We start from the raw sequence: 18,421 nt of genomic DNA, 5'->3' as shown, positions 1-18,421 counted from the left end.
TACCAGCCATTTCGCGGGCGGAAACGAAACAGCCCCGGCATAAGCCGGGGCTGTTGGCACCGCATCAGGATCAGAAGATGCTGATCGGATACTCCACGAATACGCGGACTTCGTTGCCGTCGTCGTTGTATTCGTTCTGGCGCACGCTGTCCGAAGTACGCAGGATGGAGCTGCGCAGCTTGACGGACAGGTCCTTGGCCGGGCCTTCCTGGACCACGTAGCGGACCTGGTTGAACACTTCGCGCTCTTTGCCTTCGCCGAAGCCGTGGGTGTTGATGTTGTCACCACGCACGTAGGCCACGTTGTAGGTCAGACCAGGCACGCCGTAGGCGCCGAAGTCCAGGCCGTAGCCGATCTGCCACGAGCGCTCGTCTTCAGCGTTGAAGTCGGACCAGTAGGAGTTGGCCAGGAAGATGGTCGAACCACCGTCACCCACGCCGCCACGGTTCTGGTACCAACCGTAGTTGTAACCAGTGTCGCCCGTGCTGCGCTGGTGGGCGATGGTGAACGAGTGCGCGCCCAGGGTGTAGGTGGCTGCCAGGCTCCAGATGGTGTTGGAGTCGCCGGTCAGGCCAGCTTCGCGCTCGAACTTGCTGTCGATGTCGGTCTTGTAGCCGTTGAAGTCCAGGGTCAGCGACTGGTCGTCGGCGATCGGGTGAACATAGTTCACGCCCAGGTAATGCTTCTTCAGCACGTCCTCGACATCGGAGGTGTACAGCGAGGCGGTCAGGTTGTCGGTGAACTTGTAGCGGCCGCCTAAGACGTTGATCGACTTCAGGCCACCACTGTCGCGACCCTCGGCGCTCTTGCGCGCTTCCTGGGTGAAACGACCCGCGTTCAGCTCCAGGCCCTCGATCTCGTTGGAGGTGATCAGGGTGCCGGTGAAGCTTTCTGGCAACAGGCGAGCGTCGTCGTGCTGCAGGACCGGCAGCGATGGCATCTGGTCACCGTACTTGAGCACGGTGTTGGAGATGCGGAATTTCACTGCCGCGCCGCCGCGGGCCAGGTTGTGCGGCGAGTTGGCCGGAGCGGTATCGCTTGGCTGGAAGAAGTCGACGCCGCCGCCACCGTTATGACCCTTGCCGCCGTCCAGACGGATAGCGTACAGGCCGAAGACATCAACGCCCACGCCTACGGTACCTTGGGTGAAGCCCGAGGAGAAGTTGGCGATGAAGCCCTGGCCCCACTCGATCTGGTCGTTGGTGCCGTGCTTCTTGTCACGGTTGATGTAAGCGTTGCGCAGCAGCAGTTTCATGCTGCTGTCTTCGACGAAGCCCTTGCTTGCGGCCTGTTCGTTGGCTTGTGCCTGGGTCGCGGCGATCAGTGCCAATGCGACCAGGCTGATTCTGGCTTTCAACATGTTGTTTTCCTTATTATCAAATCAAGACGCTCTGCGTAATCAAACGCCAGGAACCAACGCCCCTACGTAGGTTCGACGCTTCGCGGATCCGAACTGAAAAGCTTGCCGTAGAGCGGATGGCAAGCCTTGTCCAGCGGCATGACCAATGGATGGCCTGCAGGCGTTGGCGAGAATCCTATCCGCCTCTGCGCGAAGATGTCAAAAAATCGTGAAAAGCAGGCCGTTATAACTAAAAAATAGTCCCGTCCTAGTGCATTTTCATGGAGATAGGCGAGACGATGGTGCAATCTGTCTTCTCTGAATAAGTTGTCAGTCATGTCGATAATGGTCGTCAGAATCATCTATGGCAGGACGACGTGTAGAAACGAGTAATCATTGGCCGGGGATGGCCCAGCAAAAAGGCCTGTCAAAAGACAGGCCTTTTTTGTACAGAACTAATGTCAGCGCTGAACCGGCGCCGGCTGCTGCTGGGTCAGGCAATGGATATTGCCACCGCCCAACAACAGTTCACGGCCCGGAATCATCATGACTTCATGGTCCGGGAAAATCTCGGCGAGGATCGCTCTGGCCGGCTCGTCTGCGGGATCATCGAAGCTGGGCGCGATGATGCCGCCGTTGACGATGAGGAAGTTGACGTAGGACCCGGCCAGTCGCACCGACGGATTACGCTCCTGGCTGCCAGCCACCTGATCAACGCCTGCACACTCCTCTTCGGTAGCATACAACGGCCCTGGGATCGGCATCTTGTGCACGATGAATTCACGGCCCTTGGCATCCCGGTTGTTCTGCAGCACTTCCAGTGCGGCATGGCAACGCGAGTAGTTGGGGTCCTGTGGATCATCGGTCCAGGCCAACAATACTTCGCCCGGCCTTACGTAACAGCAGAAGTTGTCGACGTGGCCATCGGTCTCGTCGTTGTACAGGCCATCGGGCAGCCAGATGATCCGTTCCACCGCGAGCGAATCGCGAAGAATGTCCTCGATCTGCTGACGATCCAAATGCGGGTTGCGGTTGCGATTGAGCAGGCACTCTTCGGTGGTGATCAGCGTGCCCTCGCCATCCACATGGATGGAGCCGCCCTCGAGCACGAAACCTTCGGTCTGGTAGCGCTGGCAGCGTTCCATTTCGAGGATCTTGCTCGCCACCGCTTCATCGCGGTTCCAGGGTGCATAGAGGCCGCCATCGAAGCCGCCCCAGGCGTTGAACGCCCAGTCGACGCCACGCACTTCACCGTCGTCATTGATCACGAACGTCGGGCCCGTATCCCGTACCCAAGCATCGTCACTGCTCATTTCGACGACGCGGATATTAGGCAGGTCCAGGCGACTGCGGGCATTTTCGTATTGGGCGGCTGAGACAGCCACGGTGACTGGCTCGAAACGAGCGATAGCCTTGGCCAAGGTCACGTGCGCGGCTTGCGCCGGCTTGCCGCCAAGACGCCAGTTATCCGGACGCTCGGGCCAGACCATCCAGACCTGGGATTGCGGCGCCCATTCGGCGGGCATATGGAAGCCATCGGCGCGTGGGGTCGTAGTGAGGGTTTTCATCGGTCAACCTCTGCGGGGGTCCGGCGCAGGCCTGCGCCGGTCCATTGATCGTTCAGTAAGCCATCCAGGTCTTCAGCGGCCTTGGAATTACGACGGTGATCACCGGGCGCCTCGGACACGGGTCTGCTCCAGCTGTCAGGTCGAAAAGTATGCACCAGCAGGCATGCTCGGTCTTATCGAATGCCTCGACTCTCGTACGGGCGTCCTGGTCACCATGGTACATGCCGCTTTATAGCCGATAAATATCTGCTTTTAAAGCGTCACATAAAAATAATTTGAAGAAAAAACACTTATTGAGCCGATAAGAATCGGCTCAATAAGTACTGAATCGCTCTGCTACAGACCTTCGGACAGAACCCTGTCCACACTTTCGACAAAGTAATCCACGCTGGCGCGGGTAGTGCACATCGGCGGCTTGATCTTGAGAATGTTCAGGTGATCGCCCGTGGGCTGCATGAAAATGCCCAGGTCGCGCAGACGGTCGCACAGGACCATGGTTTCTTCAGTGGCCGGCTCGAGAGTCTCACGGTCGCGCACCAGTTCGAGCCCGAGGTAGAACCCGGAGCCATGTGCCGCGCCGGCAAGCGGATGTTTATCGACAAGCGCTTGCAAGCGCGCCTTGAAATAGCTGCCTACCTCGCGAGTGTTCCGCCACAGTCCTTCTTCGTGCATCACATCGAGCACCGCCATGCCGATGCGGCAACTCACGGGGCTGCCGCCCGCGGAAGAGAAGAAATACCCCTCGCGCTCCAGTGCCTCGGCGATGTCTTGGCGGGTGATCACCGCGCCCAAGGGCTGGCCGTTGCCCATGCCCTTGGCCATGGTGATGATGTCCGGCACCACGCCCTGTTCCTCGAAGCCCCAGAAGTATTCGCCGAGACGGCCATAGCCGACCTGCACCTCATCGGCGATGCATACGCCCCCGCGCGCCCTGACCTTGGCATACGCCTCATGCAGGTAGCCAGGTGGCAGGGCGATGCCGCCGGCATTGCCATACACCGGCTCGCAGATGAACCCCGCCAGCTGACGGCCGCGAGCGTCGAGGTCGGCAAGCTTGGCGTCGACATCGCGCAGGTAGTCGCCCGCGCTGTCCGGGCCGCGATAACGACCACGGAAGGTATTGGGCGCCATCACCGGATGCACCCAGTCCGGGCGGGTTTCCAAGGCCTGTGGGTTATCGGCGATGGAGGTGGAGATGGCGTCGGTTGCCACGGACCAGCCGTGGTAGGCCTCGAGGATGCTCAGCAAGTCACGCCCGCCGCTGTAGGCCCAGGCCAGGCGGATGGCCAGGTCGTTCGCCTCGGTGCCGCTGTTGACCAGAAACACCCGATCCATGCCCTGCGGTGCAAGGGCCAACAGGCGCTCGGAGAACTCGGCGATGGCCGCGTAGTGGAAGCGTGAATTGGTATTGACCAACGACCATTGGCGCGCGGCCTCGGCCGCCATTCGCGGATGGCCATGACCAAGCACGGCGACATTGTTGAGCATGTCCAGATACGACCGGCCCTGCATGTCGATAAGGTAGTTGCGCCAGCCACGTTCGATATGTGGGGGCTGCTGGTAATAGTGCTTCTGCGACCGGGCGAAGCTGGCCTCGCGCCGTGCCAGCAATGCTTGCGGATCGACCGACTGCTCGGCGTCGCAGGCAAAGCCCAGCAGCGGCTGGGGTGACGGACACAGGGCAAGCCAGGCAGCGGCCTGTGAGGGCGTGGCAAAGAACGGTGGCCGCAGGTGGTCGTCGCGGCACAGCTGCACGGTCATCGTGCCGAGTGTCCTGCCCAGCGCCTGCCCTTGCGCCACGTGTTGCCCCGATTGCGCGACAGCCGTAATCCCCTTCAGCCACAGCGTCCAGCCGGAACATCGCAGGCAACCTTCGTTTTCAGTCATAGCGAGCCAGGTCCCCGCCGCGGGCGCCTGCGCCAGGAGACCGACGGGCACGTGCAATTCAACCCCGAGCGCACAAGTGGCGGGCTCCTCGGGCTTGTCGATGTGGGTGCGGGACAGCCGGTATTGACCGTAAAGGGCACAGGCCGACCCCGTGGCGACTGCCTGCTCGGCCAGCAAGCGCCGATCGAACCCAGGCTGCTGCCAGTTGCCCGCGTCGCAATGACGACTAAGCACGCCCAGGTCTACCTGGCTGACCGCCTGGCCGGCAAGCGCCGGTAGCAATGGCACGCTGGAACCTAAATCCAGCGGCGCGAGATCGTGGCCACCAGCTTGCAGGATGGCGGCTTCCATCAAGGCCCCGGACACACCCGAGGCCAACCTGAAGATAGCCCACTCATGAGCCAGGTTGTCGCGGATGTACTGGTTACTCGGATCGACGGCAAGCTGGCTTTCGCTGCTCAGCACCAACACCCCGGCCCGCATCACCACCAAGGGCCATAGTGCGAGCAGTTCGGCTTCTTGCAGCGGGTTGGCGGCGTGATAGGCGCGCACGGCAGGCAGGATGCGCAGCGCGTCGCCGTCGCAGTGGTGCAGTAGCGCCGCACAGGTTACCGAAAGCTCGGCGATACGCCAGGTACGCAGCAGGTCGCCAAAGTCGATGACCCCCGCCAGTTGCCACTGCCGCTGGGCATCCCGCGCCCAGACGGTATTGTCGTCGGTGATATCCAGATGAACCGCCTGGACCGGCAGCTGCTCGATCAAGGGCTGCAAACGCTTCGCGGCCCATTGGCTTGCCTGCGCGACCTGAGTGCGCCGGGCGTCATCCTTCAAGACTGGCAAGAGATGCTCGATCAGGACTTGGGCATGTCGCGGGTCCCATTGCAGGGTGCGCTCCAGCCCTGGATGGTCGAAATCCGCGAGCGCCTTGTCCACCTGGCCGCACAGCGCGCCCAGTTCGGCGGCCAGTCGTGGCGACAGGTACTTGAGCCGGGTCAAGGGCTGGCCGTCGAGGTAATCGAGCAGACGCATGCGCAGCGGTTGGCCGTCGATCTCCAGCGACAGCAACGACTCGCCGGACGACGCGGTTCGCACACCAGGGACCGGCACGCCCCGCGCGCCCAGATACGCCAGGGCTGCATGCTGTGCCTGAAGTTCCGTCTCGGCGTAGCCGCCATGACAGATCTTGAGCACGAAACGCCCCTGCTCGCTGTCCACGCGCACGTTCTGGTCCTGCTGGCTGCCCAGCGCTCGCACGCTCCCGGACAGGCCGTAATGTGTCTGCAACAACGCCTGGAGCTGGCTTTCGTGAAGGTTGGGAGACGCTTGGCCGGACCGCATGATCAGAGTAGTGATAGGCATCGAAAGCAACCTTGGTTTTTTTGCTGTCCATATCGCCACTTTGCCCGCCGATTGGCAAGTGCAGCCCTGCTGGGGAGCACAGCGGACATTTCAAAACGTCCCGACAGGCGGCTTTGTGCTATTCGCTTGCATAATCCGCGGGCGACCGACAACCTATCTTGTTTTGGCACATCTACAGCTTCAAGAAGGGATGGCACGACACATGCGAATTCTTATTACCGGTGGCGCAGGCTTCATCGGATCGGCGCTGGTGCGTCACCTGATCAACGACACCTCCCACGACGTGCTCAACCTCGACAAATTGACCTATGCGGGCAATCTCGAATCGTTGAACAGCATCGCCAGCAACACCCGTTATGAATTCGTGCAGGCCGATATCGCCGACCAAGCCACCGTCCAGGGCGTCCTTGAGCGCTTCCAGCCTGACGCCATCATGCACCTGGCAGCGGAGTCGCATGTGGATCGATCGATCGACGGACCTTCCGCGTTCATCCAGACCAATATCGTCGGCACCTACAGCCTGCTCGAAGCGACCCGCGAATACTGGTCGAAGCTGCCTGATGAGCGGCGTGCCGCGTTCCGCTTCCACCACATTTCCACGGACGAGGTCTATGGCGACCTGCACGGCGTCGATGACCTGTTCACCGAAACCACGCCCTATGCCCCCAGCTCGCCGTACTCGGCGAGCAAGGCCGCTTCCGACCACCTGGTACGCGCCTGGCAGCGCACCTATGGCCTGCCGGTCCTGATCACCAACTGCTCGAACAACTACGGGCCATTCCACTTCCCGGAGAAGCTCATTCCGCTGGTCATCCTCAATGCGCTCGACGGCAAGCCGCTGCCGGTCTACGGCGATGGCCTGCAGGTGCGCGACTGGCTGTATGTCGAGGATCACGCACGGGCCCTGTTCAAGGTCGTGAGCGAGGGCGTGGTGGGCGAGACCTACAACATCGGCGGCCACAACGAGCAGAAGAACATCGACGTGGTGCGCGGCATCTGCGCGCTGCTCGAAGAGCTGGCGCCGCAGCGTCCGGTCGGCGTAGAGAATTACGCCGACCTGATCACCTTCGTCAAGGACCGTCCGGGTCATGACCTGCGCTATGCCATCGACGCGGGCAAGATCGAGCGCGAACTCGGCTGGGTCCCGCGGGAAACTTTCCAGAGCGGCCTGCGCAAGACCGTGCAATGGTATCTGGACAACCTTGAATGGTGCCGCCATGTACAGGATGGCAGCTATCAGCGCGAACGCCTGGGCAACAGCGACCACAAGGATCTCATCGCATGACCAAGGGTATCGTCCTGGCAGGCGGCTCGGGGACGCGCCTGCATCCCATCACCCTTGGGGTCTCGAAGCAGCTGTTGCCGATCTACGACAAGCCGATGATCTACTACCCGATCTCGGTCCTGATGCTCGCCGGTATCCAGGAAATCCTGATCATCTCCACGCCGCAGGATCTGCCCCAGTACCGGCAGTTGCTGGGCGACGGCAGCCAGTTCGGCGTGCGGTTCAGCTATGCCGAACAACCCACGCCCGATGGCTTGGCCCAGGCCTTCCTGATCGGCGAATCGTTCATCGGTGACGATGCGGTCTGCCTGATCCTGGGCGACAACATCTTCCATGGCCAGGGTTTCAGCGAACAGCTGCTGCGCGCGGTCGGGCATGCCGCCGGGGCGACCGTGTTCGGCTACTGGGTCAAGGACCCGGAGCGTTTCGGTGTCGTCGAATACGATCCCGAAGGCCGCGCCCTGTCGATCGAGGAGAAACCCCAGACTCCCAAGTCCAGCTATGCGGTAACGGGGCTGTATTTCTACGACAACGACGTGGTGAAGATCGCCAGGAACGTCAAGCCCTCGCCGCGTGGCGAGCTTGAGATCACCGACGTCAACAATGCCTACCTGCAACGCGGCGACCTGCGTGTCGAGCGCTTCGGTCGCGGCTTCGCCTGGCTCGACACCGGCACCCACGACAGCCTGCTCGAAGCGTCCCAGTACGTGCAGACCATCGAACATCGCCAGGGCCTCAAGGTGGCCTGTCTGGAGGAGATCGCCTACGAGCAGGGCTGGATCGACAAGGCACAGCTATTGGATCGCGCGAAACTGTTTGGCAAGACCGGCTACGGGCAATACCTGGCGGCGCTGGCAGGTGAGCAGAAATGACGATCGGCCCGCAGCTCGACATCCTCATCACTGGCCATAACGGCCAGGTGGCCCAGGCGCTCAAGCAGCGTCTGAGCGGGCATCGCCTGCATGTCTGCGGCCGCGACACGCTTGACCTGGCCAAACCGGAAGGGGTCCGTGAGCTGGTGCGCCAGCTCAAGCCCGCCCTGATCATCAACGCCGCGGCGCACACCACCGTGGACCAGGCCGAAAGCGAGCCCGAACTGGCCTTCGCCCTCAATGCGCAGGCACCGCGCATCCTCGCCGAGGAAGCCGCTCACCTGAAGGTGCCGTTGATCCATTACTCCACCGACTATGTCTTCGACGGCGAAAAGCAGGCGCCCTACACCGAAGAAGACACGCCCAACCCACTGGGCGTCTATGGCCGCAGCAAGCTGGCGGGCGAACAGGCGATTGCCGATGTCGCCGGTGAACACCTGATCCTGCGCACCAGCTGGGTTTACTCGCTGCACGGTCGCAACTTCCTGCTGACCATGCAGCGCCTGCTGCAGGAAAGGCCCGAACTGCGCGTGGTGGCCGACCAGATAGGCGCGCCGACCTGGGCCGATACCATTGCCGCCAGCACACAGGCCCTGATCGAACGCTGGCGGGCGCAAGAGGCCGGCGACTGGGGCCTTTATCACCTGACCGCGCAAGGCGAGACCTCCTGGTTCGGCTTCGCCCAGGCCATCGGCGATCAGCTGAAAGCGCGCGGGCTGCCCTGCGCCGAACTGCTGCCGATCCCGACCAGCGATTACCCGACCCCGGCTCGGCGTCCTGCGAACTCACGCCTGGACTGCGGTCGTCTGGCCCGTGAATGGCGAGTCGTCCAGCCGCACTGGCAGCAAGCGCTGATCGAGTGCCTGAAGTAGCGCATAATTGCGCCAGATATTTCTGGCGCAACAGGCGATGATGCATACCCTTACCTCGACACGACGGCCCCGCTGGCGCAGCCTGGCACTGCTCGCCATCTGCCTGATACCGCTGCTCTGGCCGCTGCAGCGCCTGGCCGAGCACTACTACCAGGACGAACTGGCGTCGCAGAATCGCCAGACCCTCGATCTCTACGTCGCCAACCTGCTCGGCACCTTGCACCGCTACGAAACCTTGCCGCAGATCCTCGGCGATCTGCCAGCCCTGCGCGCCGCCCTGCTCGACCCGCTGAAGCTCGAAGCCGTGACCAACGCCAATCGCCTGCTCAAGGACATCGTCGACCAGACCGGCGCCGAGGTCATGTACCTGATGGACGTCAACGGCAATACCCTGGCAGCGTCCAATTGGGACAAGCACGACAGCTTCCTGGGTCGCAACTTCGCCTTCCGTCCGTACTTCATCGAGCCGTTGCAGGGGCGGCTGGGGCGCTTCTTCGGCCAGGGCACCACCTCGGCCAAGCGCGGCTACTTCTTCGCCGCGGCCGTACGTCATCAAGATGAGGTGATAGGTGTGCTGGTGGTCAAGGTCGACCTGGATCATACCGAAACGCTGTGGGGCAATACGCCCGAGCAACTGCTGCTGACCGACCAGAACGGCGTGGTGGTGCTGACCTCTCGGCCCGACTGGCGGTTCCGCGCCACGCGCCCGCTGACCGATGCCGAACAGGAAGCGATGATCGCCATCCAGCCGTACCCGACCCAGGCTCCCCAACCCTTGAACCTCACGCCGGGCGCCTGGCTGATCCAAACCCGCGACATACCGGAGACCGGCTGGAAGGTCAGCATCCTCGCGCCGCGTCTGCTGGTCGACCGCTCGGTGCAAACGGTGGTGGCGATCGGCGGCGGTGCCTTGCTGGTACTGATGCTGCTGCTTGGCCTGATCATGCAGCGGCGACGTCACTACATGGACCGGATCGAACTCGAAGCCAAGGGACGCCAGGAGCTGGAAAAACGCGTGATCGCGCGTACGGCCGACCTGGAAGGCCTCAACAATCGGCTCAAGAAGGAAGTCCTGGAGCGCGAGCAGGCTCAACAAGAACTGGTCCGTGCCCAGGACGAACTGGTGCAGGCCGGAAAGCTCTCGGTGCTCGGGACCATGTCGGCGAGCATCAGCCACGAGCTCAACCAGCCGTTGGCGGCGATCCGCAGCTATGCGGAGAACGCCGAGATCCTGCTCGACCACCAGCGGACGGAGGATGCCCGGGGCAACCTCAAGCTGATCGGCGAATTGACCGGGCGCATGGCCTCGATCATCGCTCACCTGCGCGCCTTCGCCCGGCGCGACCGCCACGCGCCGGAAAGCGTGGCCTTGCAACCCGCCCTGGACGATGCCCTGGCGTTGCTGGCCAAGCGTCGCCGAGCCATGGCCGTGGAACTGATTCGCGACCTGCCCGATGCACCGCTCTGGGTTCAGGCGGGCGAGACACGCCTGCGTCAGGTGCTGGGCAACCTGCTGGCCAATGCCCTCGACGCCCTGACCGAGAAAGCCAATCCGCGGCGTCTGTGGCTGAGTGCCGAACGGCGCGACGACTACGTCTACCTGTACATTCGTGACAATGGTCCAGGCTTCACGCGCCAAGCCCTGGAACATGCCAAGGAGCCGTTTTTCACCACCAAGACGCGAACCCAGGGACTTGGCCTCGGCCTGGCCATCTGCGAAAGCCTGATGCGCGCCCTGGGCGGCGAACTGCTGCTGGCCAACCACCCTGAAGGTGGCGCCCTGCTGACCCTGCAATTGCGCGTGGCCGCGCCCGGCGCCAACCTGCAACCTTCGGAGGACCTATCGGCATGATGTCCGAGACACCGTTCGACAGTCATACCCAGGTCATCCTGGTCGATGACGACCCTCACCTACGCCAGGCCCTGAGCCAGACGCTCGATCTGGCCGGGCTCAAGGTCGTCGTCCTGGCCGACGCCCAGGGCCTGGCCCAGCGTATCGAGGTCGACTGGCCGGGCGTGGTGGTCAGCGATATCCGCATGCCTGGCATCGATGGCCTGCAACTGCTCGAGCAGCTGCATGGCCGCGACAAGGAGCTGCCCGTGCTGCTGATCACTGGCCACGGCGATGTGCCGCTGGCCGTGCAGGCCATGCGCGCCGGGGCCTACGACTTCCTGGAAAAACCGTTCGCCAGCGACGCGCTGCTCGACAGCGTACGCCGCGCGCTGGCCCTGCGCCGTCTGGTGCTGGACAACCGCAGTTTGCGCCTGGCTCTGAGTGATCGTCAGGAGTTGAGTGGGCGGCTGGTCGGCCAGTCCGCCGGCATGCTGCGTTTGCGTGAACAGATCGGCGCCCTGGCGGGCACACGCGCCGATGTGCTGATCCTGGGCGAGACCGGTGCCGGCAAGGAGGTCGTGGCGCGAGCGCTGCACGACCTTTCCAGCCGCCGTGACGGACCTTTCGTGGCGATCAATGCCGGCGCGCTCGCCGAATCCGTGGTCGAGAGCGAACTGTTCGGCCATGAGCCCGGCGCCTTCACTGGCGCGCAGAAACGCCGCATCGGTAAATTCGAGTTCGCCAATGGCGGCACGCTGTTCCTCGACGAAATCGAAAGCATGAGCCTGGATGTCCAGGTCAAGCTGCTGCGCTTGTTGCAGGAGCGCGTGGTCGAGCGTCTGGGTAGCAATCAGCAGGTTCCACTGGACATTCGTGTCATCGCGGCGACCAAGGAAGACCTGCGCCAATCCGCCGATCAGGGACGCTTTCGCGCGGACTTGTATTATCGCCTCAACGTGGCGCCGCTGCGCATTCCGCCGTTGCGCGAGCGTGGCGACGATATCCTGGTACTGTTCCAGCACTTTGCCGACGCCGCCAGCCAGCGCCACGGGCTACCGCTTCATAGCCTCCAACCGGCGCAGCGGGCCATGCTCCTGCGCCATGCCTGGCCAGGTAACGCGCGCGAGCTGCAGAACGCCGCCGAGCGCTTCGCCCTCGGCCTGGAACTGGCGCTGGACGGGCAGGAAGCGGCATCCGACGAGAACACGGAGCCGGCCAATGATGGCACCCTGAGCGAGCAGGTCGAGCAGTTCGAACGCTCATTGATCGCTGCTGAACTGGCCCAACCTCACGGCTCGATGCGCAGTCTTGCCGAGGCCTTGGGCATCCCGCGCAAAACCCTGCATGACAAACTGCGCAAACATGGCCTGAGCTTCGCCGACAACGGCACTGGCCACGATGATTCGGAGGACGCTCGTCCATGAACAGCGACAGCCGTTACCTGCAGTCCATCTTGCACCGCGACATTCCGCTGACCCGCGAGATGGGCCTGGAAGTCCTCGACTGGCGGGACCGACAACTGCGTCTGCAGATACCGCTCGAAGCCAACGTCAATCACAAGAGCACCATGTTCGGCGGCAGCCTGTACTGCGTCGCCGTCCTGGCTGGCTGGGGCTGGCTGCACCTGCGGCTGCGTGAGCTGGGTATCGAGGACGGGCACATTGTCATCCACAGCGGCGAGATCAGCTATCCGCTGCCGGTTACCGGCGCCGCGATAGCCTCCTGTGCGGCCCCGGACGAGAAGGTCTGGGAACGTTTCTTGAACTTGTACCAGCGCCGCGGTCGTGCGCGCCTGACATTGGAAAGCGTGGTGACCAATGCAGGCAGCGAGGAGCCCGCTGTAAGGTTCGGCGGGCAGTACGTGCTACACCGCTGAAGCCAGCTCGAGCAGGTCCTGGCGCCAGGCAACGGTGGCGGGCAAGGCCAGGAAGAATGGGTTGAGCAGGGATTCGCGAGGCGGATAGCGAAAGGGCTCGCCCGTGAGACCGATCACTTCCCCACCGGCGCCTTCCAGCACGCCCTGGGCGGCGGCGGTGTCCCATTGCGAAGTGGGCGCCAGCCGCGGGTAGCAATCGGCGGCGCCTTCGGCCAGCAGGCAGAATTTCAGCGAACTGCCGATGTTGGCCAGTTCCAGCTCACCCACGGCCTTCGCGAGGCCGGCCAGCAGCGCTTCCTGTCGGGGGCTCGAATGACGACGACTGGCCACGACCGTGAAACGGCCTGGCGCGGTGGGGGCGGTACGCACATGGATCGGTCGAGCGGCGCTGCCTGTGTCGGTCCGCCAGGCGCCAAGCGCCTTGCCACCGAAATAGCAGCGGCCGTTGGTGGGCATCGAAACCACGCCGAAGACCACTTCGCCCGCCTCGATCAAGGCGATGTTGACGGTGAACTCCTCGCTACCGGCGATGAATTCCTTGGTGCCGTCCAGCGGATCGACCAGCCACCACCGCTGCCAGCCCTGACGCTCGGCCAGGGCGATGTCGCAATCCTCTTCGGACAGCACCGGAATCTCCGGCGCCAGCTGGCGCAGGCCTTCGGCGATCACCTCGTGCGCGGCCAGGTCGGCGGCGGTCACGGGTGAGTCGTCGGCCTTGGCGGTCACCGCCACGCCGGTTCGCCAGAATGGCAGGATGGCCGCGCCAGCACGGTTGGCCAGCTCGACCACTTGATGCATCAATTGCCGGTCGTTCATGCGCTGATCACTCCCCGCTGGGTAAGCAGATCGCGCACCAGGTACAGGGCCGCCAGCGCTCGTCCTTCGCTGAACTGCGGGTGCATGGCCAAGGCCGACAGCTCACGCAGATTGACCTTGTCGACGCGCATCGGCTCCGGCTCGTCCCCTTCGAGACGCTCTTCGAAAAGATCAGTGGCCAGCACCACCTGGATCTTCTGGCTCATGTAGCCAGGCGACAGGGACAGTTCGGTCAGGTGTTCCAGTTGCCGGGCGCCGTAGCCGGCCTCTTCCTTGAGCTCCCGATTGGCCGCCGCCAGCACGTCCTCACCCGGTTCGATCAGGCCCTTGGGCAAGGACAGCTCGTAGGCATCGGTGCCACCGCAATACTCTTCCACCAGCACCGCATGCTCGGCATCGAGCATCGCCACGATCATCACCGCGCCATAGCCATTGCCGCGACCGACCAGACGCTCGTAGGTCCGCTCGGTGCCATTGGAGAAACGCAACTGCACGGCTTCGACACGGAACAGACGGCTACTGGCGACGATCTCTCGAGAGAGAACGGTGGGTTTCTGGTGCATGGGGCGGCTCCTGGACGTGAACGCGTTACTATACCGTGACCCTGCGCCCTGACTGCACGAGAATTCATATGCCTGTTTTAGCCTGGTCCGCGATCGACACCGTTCTTCTGGACATGGATGGCACCCTGCTCGATCTGCACTACGACAACCAATTCTGGCTGGAGCACCTGCCACAACGCTACGCCGAACTGCACGGCGTCAGTCGAGCCATGGCGGAGCTGGAACTGCAGCCGCTGTTCGAGCGCAACGCCGGGACGCTGAACTGGTACTGCCTGGACTTCTGGAGCCGGGAGCTGAGGCTGCCGATCCGCGAGCTGAAACAGGAGATCGCCGACCTGATCGCCTTGCGTCCGGACGCGGACACCTTCCTCGCCGCGATCCGCCAGGCCGGCAAGCGGGTCATCCTGATCACCAATGCCCATCGCGATTCGTTGTCGCTGAAGCTCGAGCGCATCGAGCTGGCGCCCTACTTCGAGCGCCTGATCAGCTCCCACGACTATGGCTATCCCAAGGAAAGCACGCAATTCTGGGACGCCTTGCAGGCAGACATCGACTTCGATCCCATGCGCAGTCTGTTCATCGACGATACCCTGCCCATCCTGCGCAGCGCCGGACGTCATGGCGTCGCGCACTTGCTTGCCGTGCGTCATCCGGACAGCCGTCGCGGAGCGAAGGACACGGAGGAATTCGCTGCCGTGGACGATTATCGCGAGCTGCTCGTCGGGCTCTAGCCGACGCATGTCGGGCCTGGGCATGCCATGCGAGAGAACGCTCCAGCCGTGCTCCGGCGCGACTCATCGACGGTCTCTATCAGGGTATAGACCCTAGCGATTAGACGCTGGCCCGGCACAGGCCTAGTCTTCAGGGACAACACGCCGCCGGTAATCCGCCCTGATGAACAGCAAGCCACCGGTCTGTGCGGCATCCACGCCCCTGGCCCTGCCTGCCGCCAGCAATACCTACGACTACGTGCAGCTGACCGATGATCAGCCGTCAACCACCCCGCTCGCCGAAGAGGTGGCGCTGGCCATTGCATACAACGGCCTGAACCAGGCGGTCATGCTGGTCAGCCCGACCGACCTTGAGGATTTCGTGGTCGGCTTCAGCGTCGGCAGCGGGATCGTCACCGAGCCGTCGGATATCTACGACATACGTTTTTCCGGGAGCGGATCGGCGCTGCACGCCGACCTCGAGATCTCCAGCCGGGCCTTCTGGAACCTCAAGAACCAGCGCCGCCAGCTGGCCGGAACCAGCGGCTGCGGCCTGTGCGGTGTCGAGGCGCTCGAACAGGCCCTGCCCGAGCTGAGCGTGCTGCCAGGCGCACCCTTGCCGCCCGCGGCTTGGCTCGAAGGCCTGCGCCAGCGGATAGACGATTACCAGCCATTGGGCCAGCACTGCGGCGCAGTCCATGCGGCCCTGTTCATGGACGCGCAAGGTCGGTTGCTGATGGGGCGGGAAGACATCGGTCGGCACAACGCTTTGGACAAGCTCATCGGCGCCCTGCTGCGCGAGCGCATCGGCACCCAGGGCGGTCTTGCGATCGTCACCAGCCGCTGCAGCCTGGAATTGATCCAGAAAGTCCTGCGCGCCGGCATCCAGACGCTCGTCAGCCTGTCGGCCCCCACCGGGTTAGCCTTGCAATGGGCCCGCCGGCATAACCTGAACCTCATTCATCTGCCCAAACACAGCGCACCGCGGGTATTCAGCCCCGTGGCGGAGAAATAGACCGTGAGCCTGCACTCTAAAGCCGACCAGAAACCCACCCCCCGCTATAAGCCGTACGCTGGTCCGGCCGGTGGCTGGGGCGCATTGCGCAGCGTGGCCCGCGCTTGGGTCGGCAGCGACAACGCCCTGAAGAACATCCGGGCCCTGCTCAAGACCAACCAGAACGGTGGATTCGATTGCCCGGGTTGCGCCTGGGGCGATTCGCCGGAAAGCGGTATGGTGAAGTTCTGCGAGAACGGCGCCAAGGCAGTCAACTGGGAAGCTACCAAGCGTCGCGTCGACGCGGCGTTCTTTGCCAAGCACAGCGTCACGGCCCTTCTGGAGCAGAGCGACTACTGGCTCGAATACCAGGGCCGCCTGACCGAACCGATGGTCTACGACCCTTCCACCGATCGCTACCAGCCCATCGACTGGGACGGCGCTTTTGCCGTGATCGCTCGGCACTTGAACGCCCTCGCCAGCCCCGACCAGGTGGAGTTCTATACATCGGGCCGAGCCAGCAACGAGGCGGCCTACCTGTACCAGCTGTTCGTCCGCGCGTTCGGCACCAACAACTTTCCGGATTGCTCGAACATGTGCCACGAGGCCAGTGGCGTGGCCTTGGGCCAAAGCATCGGTGTCGGCAAAGGCACGGTGACCTTCGACGACTTCGAGCATGCCGATGCGATCTTCGTCTGGGGACAGAATCCGGGCACCAACCATCCGCGCATGCTCGATCCGTTGCGCGACGCGGTGAAACGCGGTGCTCAGGTGGTCTGTATCAATCCGCTCAAGGAACGTGGGCTGGAGCGTTTCCAGCATCCGCAGAACCCCATGGAGATGCTCACCAACAGCGACCGCCCGACCAATACCGCCTATTTCCGTCCGGCCCTGGGCGGCGACATGGCCCTGTTGCGCGGCATGGCCAAGTTCCTCTTGCAGTGGGAACGCGAAGCCCAGGCCAACGGCGATCCGGCGATCTTCGACCATGCCTTCATCGAACAGCACAGCCACGGCGTGCAGGACTACCTGGCCGCGGTGGACGCCACCTCGTGGGACCAGCTCCTGGCGCAGTCGGGCCTGCCGCTGGCCGACATCGAGCAAGCTGCGCGCATGTACTGCAAGGGCAAGCGGGTCATCATGTGCTGGGCCATGGGGATCACCCAGCACCGCCACTCGGTGGTGACCATCCAGGAAATCGCCAACCTCATGCTTTTGCGCGGCAACCTGGGCATGCCCGGTGCGGGTCTGTGCCCGGTACGCGGCCATAGCAACGTGCAGGGCGATCGCACCATGGGCATCAACGAACGTCCCCCGGCGTTTCTCCTCGATGCCCTGGAGAAGCGCTTCGATTTCCCGGTCCCGCGGCACAATGGCCACAACACCGTCGAAGCGATCCAGGCCATGTTCGAAGGCCGGGCCAAGGTCTTCATCGGCCTGGGCGGCAACTTCGCCCAGGCGACTCCGGATACCGAGCTGACCGCCCAAGCCTTGCGCAATTGCGACCTGACCGTGCAGATCAGCACCAAGCTCAACCGCAGCCATCTGGTGCATGGCAAGCAGGCACTCATCCTGCCCTGCCTGGGCCGTACGGACATCGACCGCCAGGCCGATGGCCCGCAAGCGGTGACGGTGGAAGACTCGTTCAGCATGGTGCATGCCTCGAACGGACAGTTGCAGCCATTGTCCCGGCAGATGCGCTCCGAGCCCGCAGTGGTCGCTGGCATCGCCGCCGCCACGTTGGGCAACAAACCGGTGGATTGGCAATGGCTGGTGGCCGACTATGGCCGCATCCGCGACCTGATCGCCGATACCATTCCGGGCTTTACCGATTTCAATGAACGGCTGAAGCATCCGGGTGGGTTCTATCTGGGCAGCACGGCCGCCAAGCGGCAATGGAAGACCGCGTCCGGTCGCGCCAACTTCAAGGCCAACGCCCTGCCCGATACCTTGCTGGACGAGCGTATACGAGCCAGTGGGCAATTGCCGGACCTGATCCTGCAATCGATGCGCTCGCACGACCAGTACAACACCACCATCTACGGCCTGGATGATCGCTATCGTGGGGTCAAGGGTCAGCGTGACGTCCTGTTCGTCAACGAGGCCGACATCATGCGCCTGGGGTTCGTGCCGGGTCAGCGGGTGGATATCGTGTCGCTCTGGGGCGATGGGCGTGAACGTCGGGTGAAGGGTTTCACCTTGCTGGCGTTCGATATTCCGGCGGGCCAGGCGGCTGCCTACTACCCCGAGGTCAATCCGCTGGTGCCGCTGGAGAGCGTCGGCGATGGCAGCCATACGCCTACGTCGAAGTTCATCGCGATCAAGCTGGAAGCCGTGCGAGAGAGCGCCCGGATTATTTGAGTGGGGCTGGTAAGAGGGGCGGTAGGTAACCGCTCCCTTTATCTGCTCCCCTTGCTAGCGCATTGGTTTGCCGGTCTGACATTTC

14 protein-coding genes are annotated in these 18,421 nt (G+C 63.3%); 9 read left to right on the top strand and 5 right to left on the bottom strand.

Annotation, left to right across the window (positions count from 1 at the left end; all coding sequences use genetic code 11):
- Positions 1-70: 70 nt before the first annotated feature.
- From G7009_RS11005 to G7009_RS10995, 3 genes are all read right to left on the bottom strand, one after another.
- Positions 71-1,360: an OprD family porin gene (locus G7009_RS11005; protein WP_181130103.1), complete on the bottom strand. Its 1,290-nt coding sequence runs from the start codon at positions 1,358-1,360 to the stop codon at positions 71-73.
- A gap of 440 nt (positions 1,361-1,800) precedes the next feature.
- Positions 1,801-2,907, bottom strand: a complete 1,107-nt coding sequence (gene aguA, locus G7009_RS11000) for an agmatine deiminase (protein ID WP_181130102.1) — start codon at positions 2,905-2,907, stop codon at positions 1,801-1,803.
- 336 nt (positions 2,908-3,243) lie between these two features.
- Positions 3,244-6,153 carry an aminotransferase gene (locus G7009_RS10995; RefSeq protein ID WP_181130101.1) on the bottom strand — a complete coding sequence of 970 codons (2,910 nt, stop codon included), beginning with the start codon at positions 6,151-6,153 and terminating at the stop codon, positions 3,244-3,246.
- A gap of 202 nt (positions 6,154-6,355) precedes the next feature.
- Here G7009_RS10995 and rfbB point away from each other — a divergent pair, with 202 nt between their 5' ends.
- From rfbB to G7009_RS10965, 6 genes are read left to right on the top strand one after another with little or no spacing between them, the layout of a single operon-like run.
- Positions 6,356-7,438, top strand: a complete 1,083-nt coding sequence (gene rfbB / locus G7009_RS10990; protein WP_181130100.1) for a dTDP-glucose 4,6-dehydratase — start codon at positions 6,356-6,358, stop codon at positions 7,436-7,438.
- The gene (rfbA, locus tag G7009_RS10985) at positions 7,435-8,310 is read left to right on the top strand and encodes a glucose-1-phosphate thymidylyltransferase RfbA (RefSeq protein WP_181130099.1); all 876 of its coding nucleotides are present in this window, start codon (positions 7,435-7,437) and stop codon (positions 8,308-8,310) included. Before rfbB ends, rfbA begins: the two co-directional genes overlap by 4 nt.
- Positions 8,307-9,182, top strand: a complete 876-nt coding sequence (gene rfbD / locus G7009_RS10980; protein ID WP_181130098.1) for a dTDP-4-dehydrorhamnose reductase — start codon at positions 8,307-8,309, stop codon at positions 9,180-9,182. Before rfbA ends, rfbD begins: the two co-directional genes overlap by 4 nt.
- A 37-nt stretch (positions 9,183-9,219) precedes the next feature.
- The gene (locus tag G7009_RS10975; RefSeq protein WP_181130207.1) at positions 9,220-11,034 is read left to right on the top strand and encodes a sensor histidine kinase; all 1,815 of its coding nucleotides are present in this window, start codon (positions 9,220-9,222) and stop codon (positions 11,032-11,034) included.
- Positions 11,031-12,440 (top strand): sigma-54-dependent transcriptional regulator, encoded by a 1,410-nt coding sequence (locus G7009_RS10970; RefSeq protein WP_181130097.1) that lies wholly within the window; start codon positions 11,031-11,033, stop codon positions 12,438-12,440. Before G7009_RS10975 ends, G7009_RS10970 begins: the two co-directional genes overlap by 4 nt.
- Entirely contained in the window at positions 12,437-12,892 is a 456-nt protein-coding gene (locus G7009_RS10965; protein ID WP_181130096.1) for a YiiD C-terminal domain-containing protein, read from the top strand. Before G7009_RS10970 ends, G7009_RS10965 begins: the two co-directional genes overlap by 4 nt.
- Here G7009_RS10965 and cysQ read toward each other — a convergent pair.
- Positions 12,881-13,708: a 3'(2'),5'-bisphosphate nucleotidase CysQ gene (gene cysQ / locus G7009_RS10960; protein ID WP_181130095.1), complete on the bottom strand. Its 828-nt coding sequence runs from the start codon at positions 13,706-13,708 to the stop codon at positions 12,881-12,883. The two genes, G7009_RS10965 and cysQ, sit on opposite strands and share 12 nt — an antisense overlap.
- Positions 13,705-14,271 carry an ADP compounds hydrolase NudE gene (gene nudE, locus G7009_RS10955; RefSeq protein ID WP_181130094.1) on the bottom strand — a complete coding sequence of 189 codons (567 nt, stop codon included), beginning with the start codon at positions 14,269-14,271 and terminating at the stop codon, positions 13,705-13,707. The genes cysQ and nudE overlap by 4 nt, the downstream gene beginning before the upstream one ends.
- Before the next feature lie 68 nt (positions 14,272-14,339).
- On the opposite strand from nudE, the gene yrfG reads away from it, so the two are divergent.
- The 3 genes from yrfG (at position 14,340) to G7009_RS10940 (ending at position 18,336) form a co-directional block, all read left to right on the top strand.
- On the top strand, positions 14,340-15,002 hold the full coding sequence (gene yrfG, locus G7009_RS10950; RefSeq protein WP_181130093.1) for a GMP/IMP nucleotidase: 663 nt from the start codon (positions 14,340-14,342) through the stop codon (positions 15,000-15,002).
- A 163-nt stretch (positions 15,003-15,165) separates the two neighbouring features.
- Positions 15,166-15,996: a formate dehydrogenase accessory sulfurtransferase FdhD gene (gene fdhD / locus G7009_RS10945; protein ID WP_181130092.1), complete on the top strand. Its 831-nt coding sequence runs from the start codon at positions 15,166-15,168 to the stop codon at positions 15,994-15,996.
- 3 nt (positions 15,997-15,999) lie between these two features.
- Positions 16,000-18,336 (top strand): FdhF/YdeP family oxidoreductase, encoded by a 2,337-nt coding sequence (locus tag G7009_RS10940; protein WP_181130091.1) that lies wholly within the window; start codon positions 16,000-16,002, stop codon positions 18,334-18,336.
- The last annotated feature ends 85 nt before the right edge of the window (positions 18,337-18,421 follow it).

This window comes from Pseudomonas capeferrum (assembly GCF_013523055.1).
GTDB classification, from domain to species: Bacteria; Pseudomonadota; Gammaproteobacteria; order Pseudomonadales; family Pseudomonadaceae; genus Aquipseudomonas; species Aquipseudomonas capeferrum_A.
Note: the sequence above shows the minus strand (reverse complement) of the source record. Positions and strands in the feature narration are given on the sequence as shown.

Excerpts from the sequence above, each read along its gene's own strand:
- G7009_RS10965 (WP_181130096.1), top strand. The coding sequence starts at position 12,437 with ATGAACAGCGACAGCCGTTACCTGCAGTCCATCTTGCACCGCGACATT.
- fdhD (WP_181130092.1), top strand. The coding sequence starts at position 15,166 with ATGAACAGCAAGCCACCGGTCTGTGCGGCATCCACGCCCCTGGCCCTG.
- nudE (WP_181130094.1), bottom strand. The coding sequence starts at position 14,271 with ATGCACCAGAAACCCACCGTTCTCTCTCGAGAGATCGTCGCCAGTAGC.
- G7009_RS10970 (WP_181130097.1), top strand. The coding sequence starts at position 11,031 with ATGATGTCCGAGACACCGTTCGACAGTCATACCCAGGTCATCCTGGTC.
- G7009_RS10975 (WP_181130207.1), top strand. The coding sequence starts at position 9,220 with ATGATGCATACCCTTACCTCGACACGACGGCCCCGCTGGCGCAGCCTG.
- G7009_RS11005 (WP_181130103.1), bottom strand. The coding sequence starts at position 1,360 with ATGTTGAAAGCCAGAATCAGCCTGGTCGCATTGGCACTGATCGCCGCG.
- cysQ (WP_181130095.1), bottom strand. The coding sequence starts at position 13,708 with ATGAACGACCGGCAATTGATGCATCAAGTGGTCGAGCTGGCCAACCGT.
- yrfG (WP_181130093.1), top strand. The coding sequence starts at position 14,340 with ATGCCTGTTTTAGCCTGGTCCGCGATCGACACCGTTCTTCTGGACATG.
- aguA (WP_181130102.1), bottom strand. The coding sequence starts at position 2,907 with ATGAAAACCCTCACTACGACCCCACGCGCCGATGGCTTCCATATGCCC.
- rfbD (WP_181130098.1), top strand. The coding sequence starts at position 8,307 with ATGACGATCGGCCCGCAGCTCGACATCCTCATCACTGGCCATAACGGC.
- rfbB (WP_181130100.1), top strand. The coding sequence starts at position 6,356 with ATGCGAATTCTTATTACCGGTGGCGCAGGCTTCATCGGATCGGCGCTG.
- G7009_RS10995 (WP_181130101.1), bottom strand. The coding sequence starts at position 6,153 with ATGCCTATCACTACTCTGATCATGCGGTCCGGCCAAGCGTCTCCCAAC.
- rfbA (WP_181130099.1), top strand. The coding sequence starts at position 7,435 with ATGACCAAGGGTATCGTCCTGGCAGGCGGCTCGGGGACGCGCCTGCAT.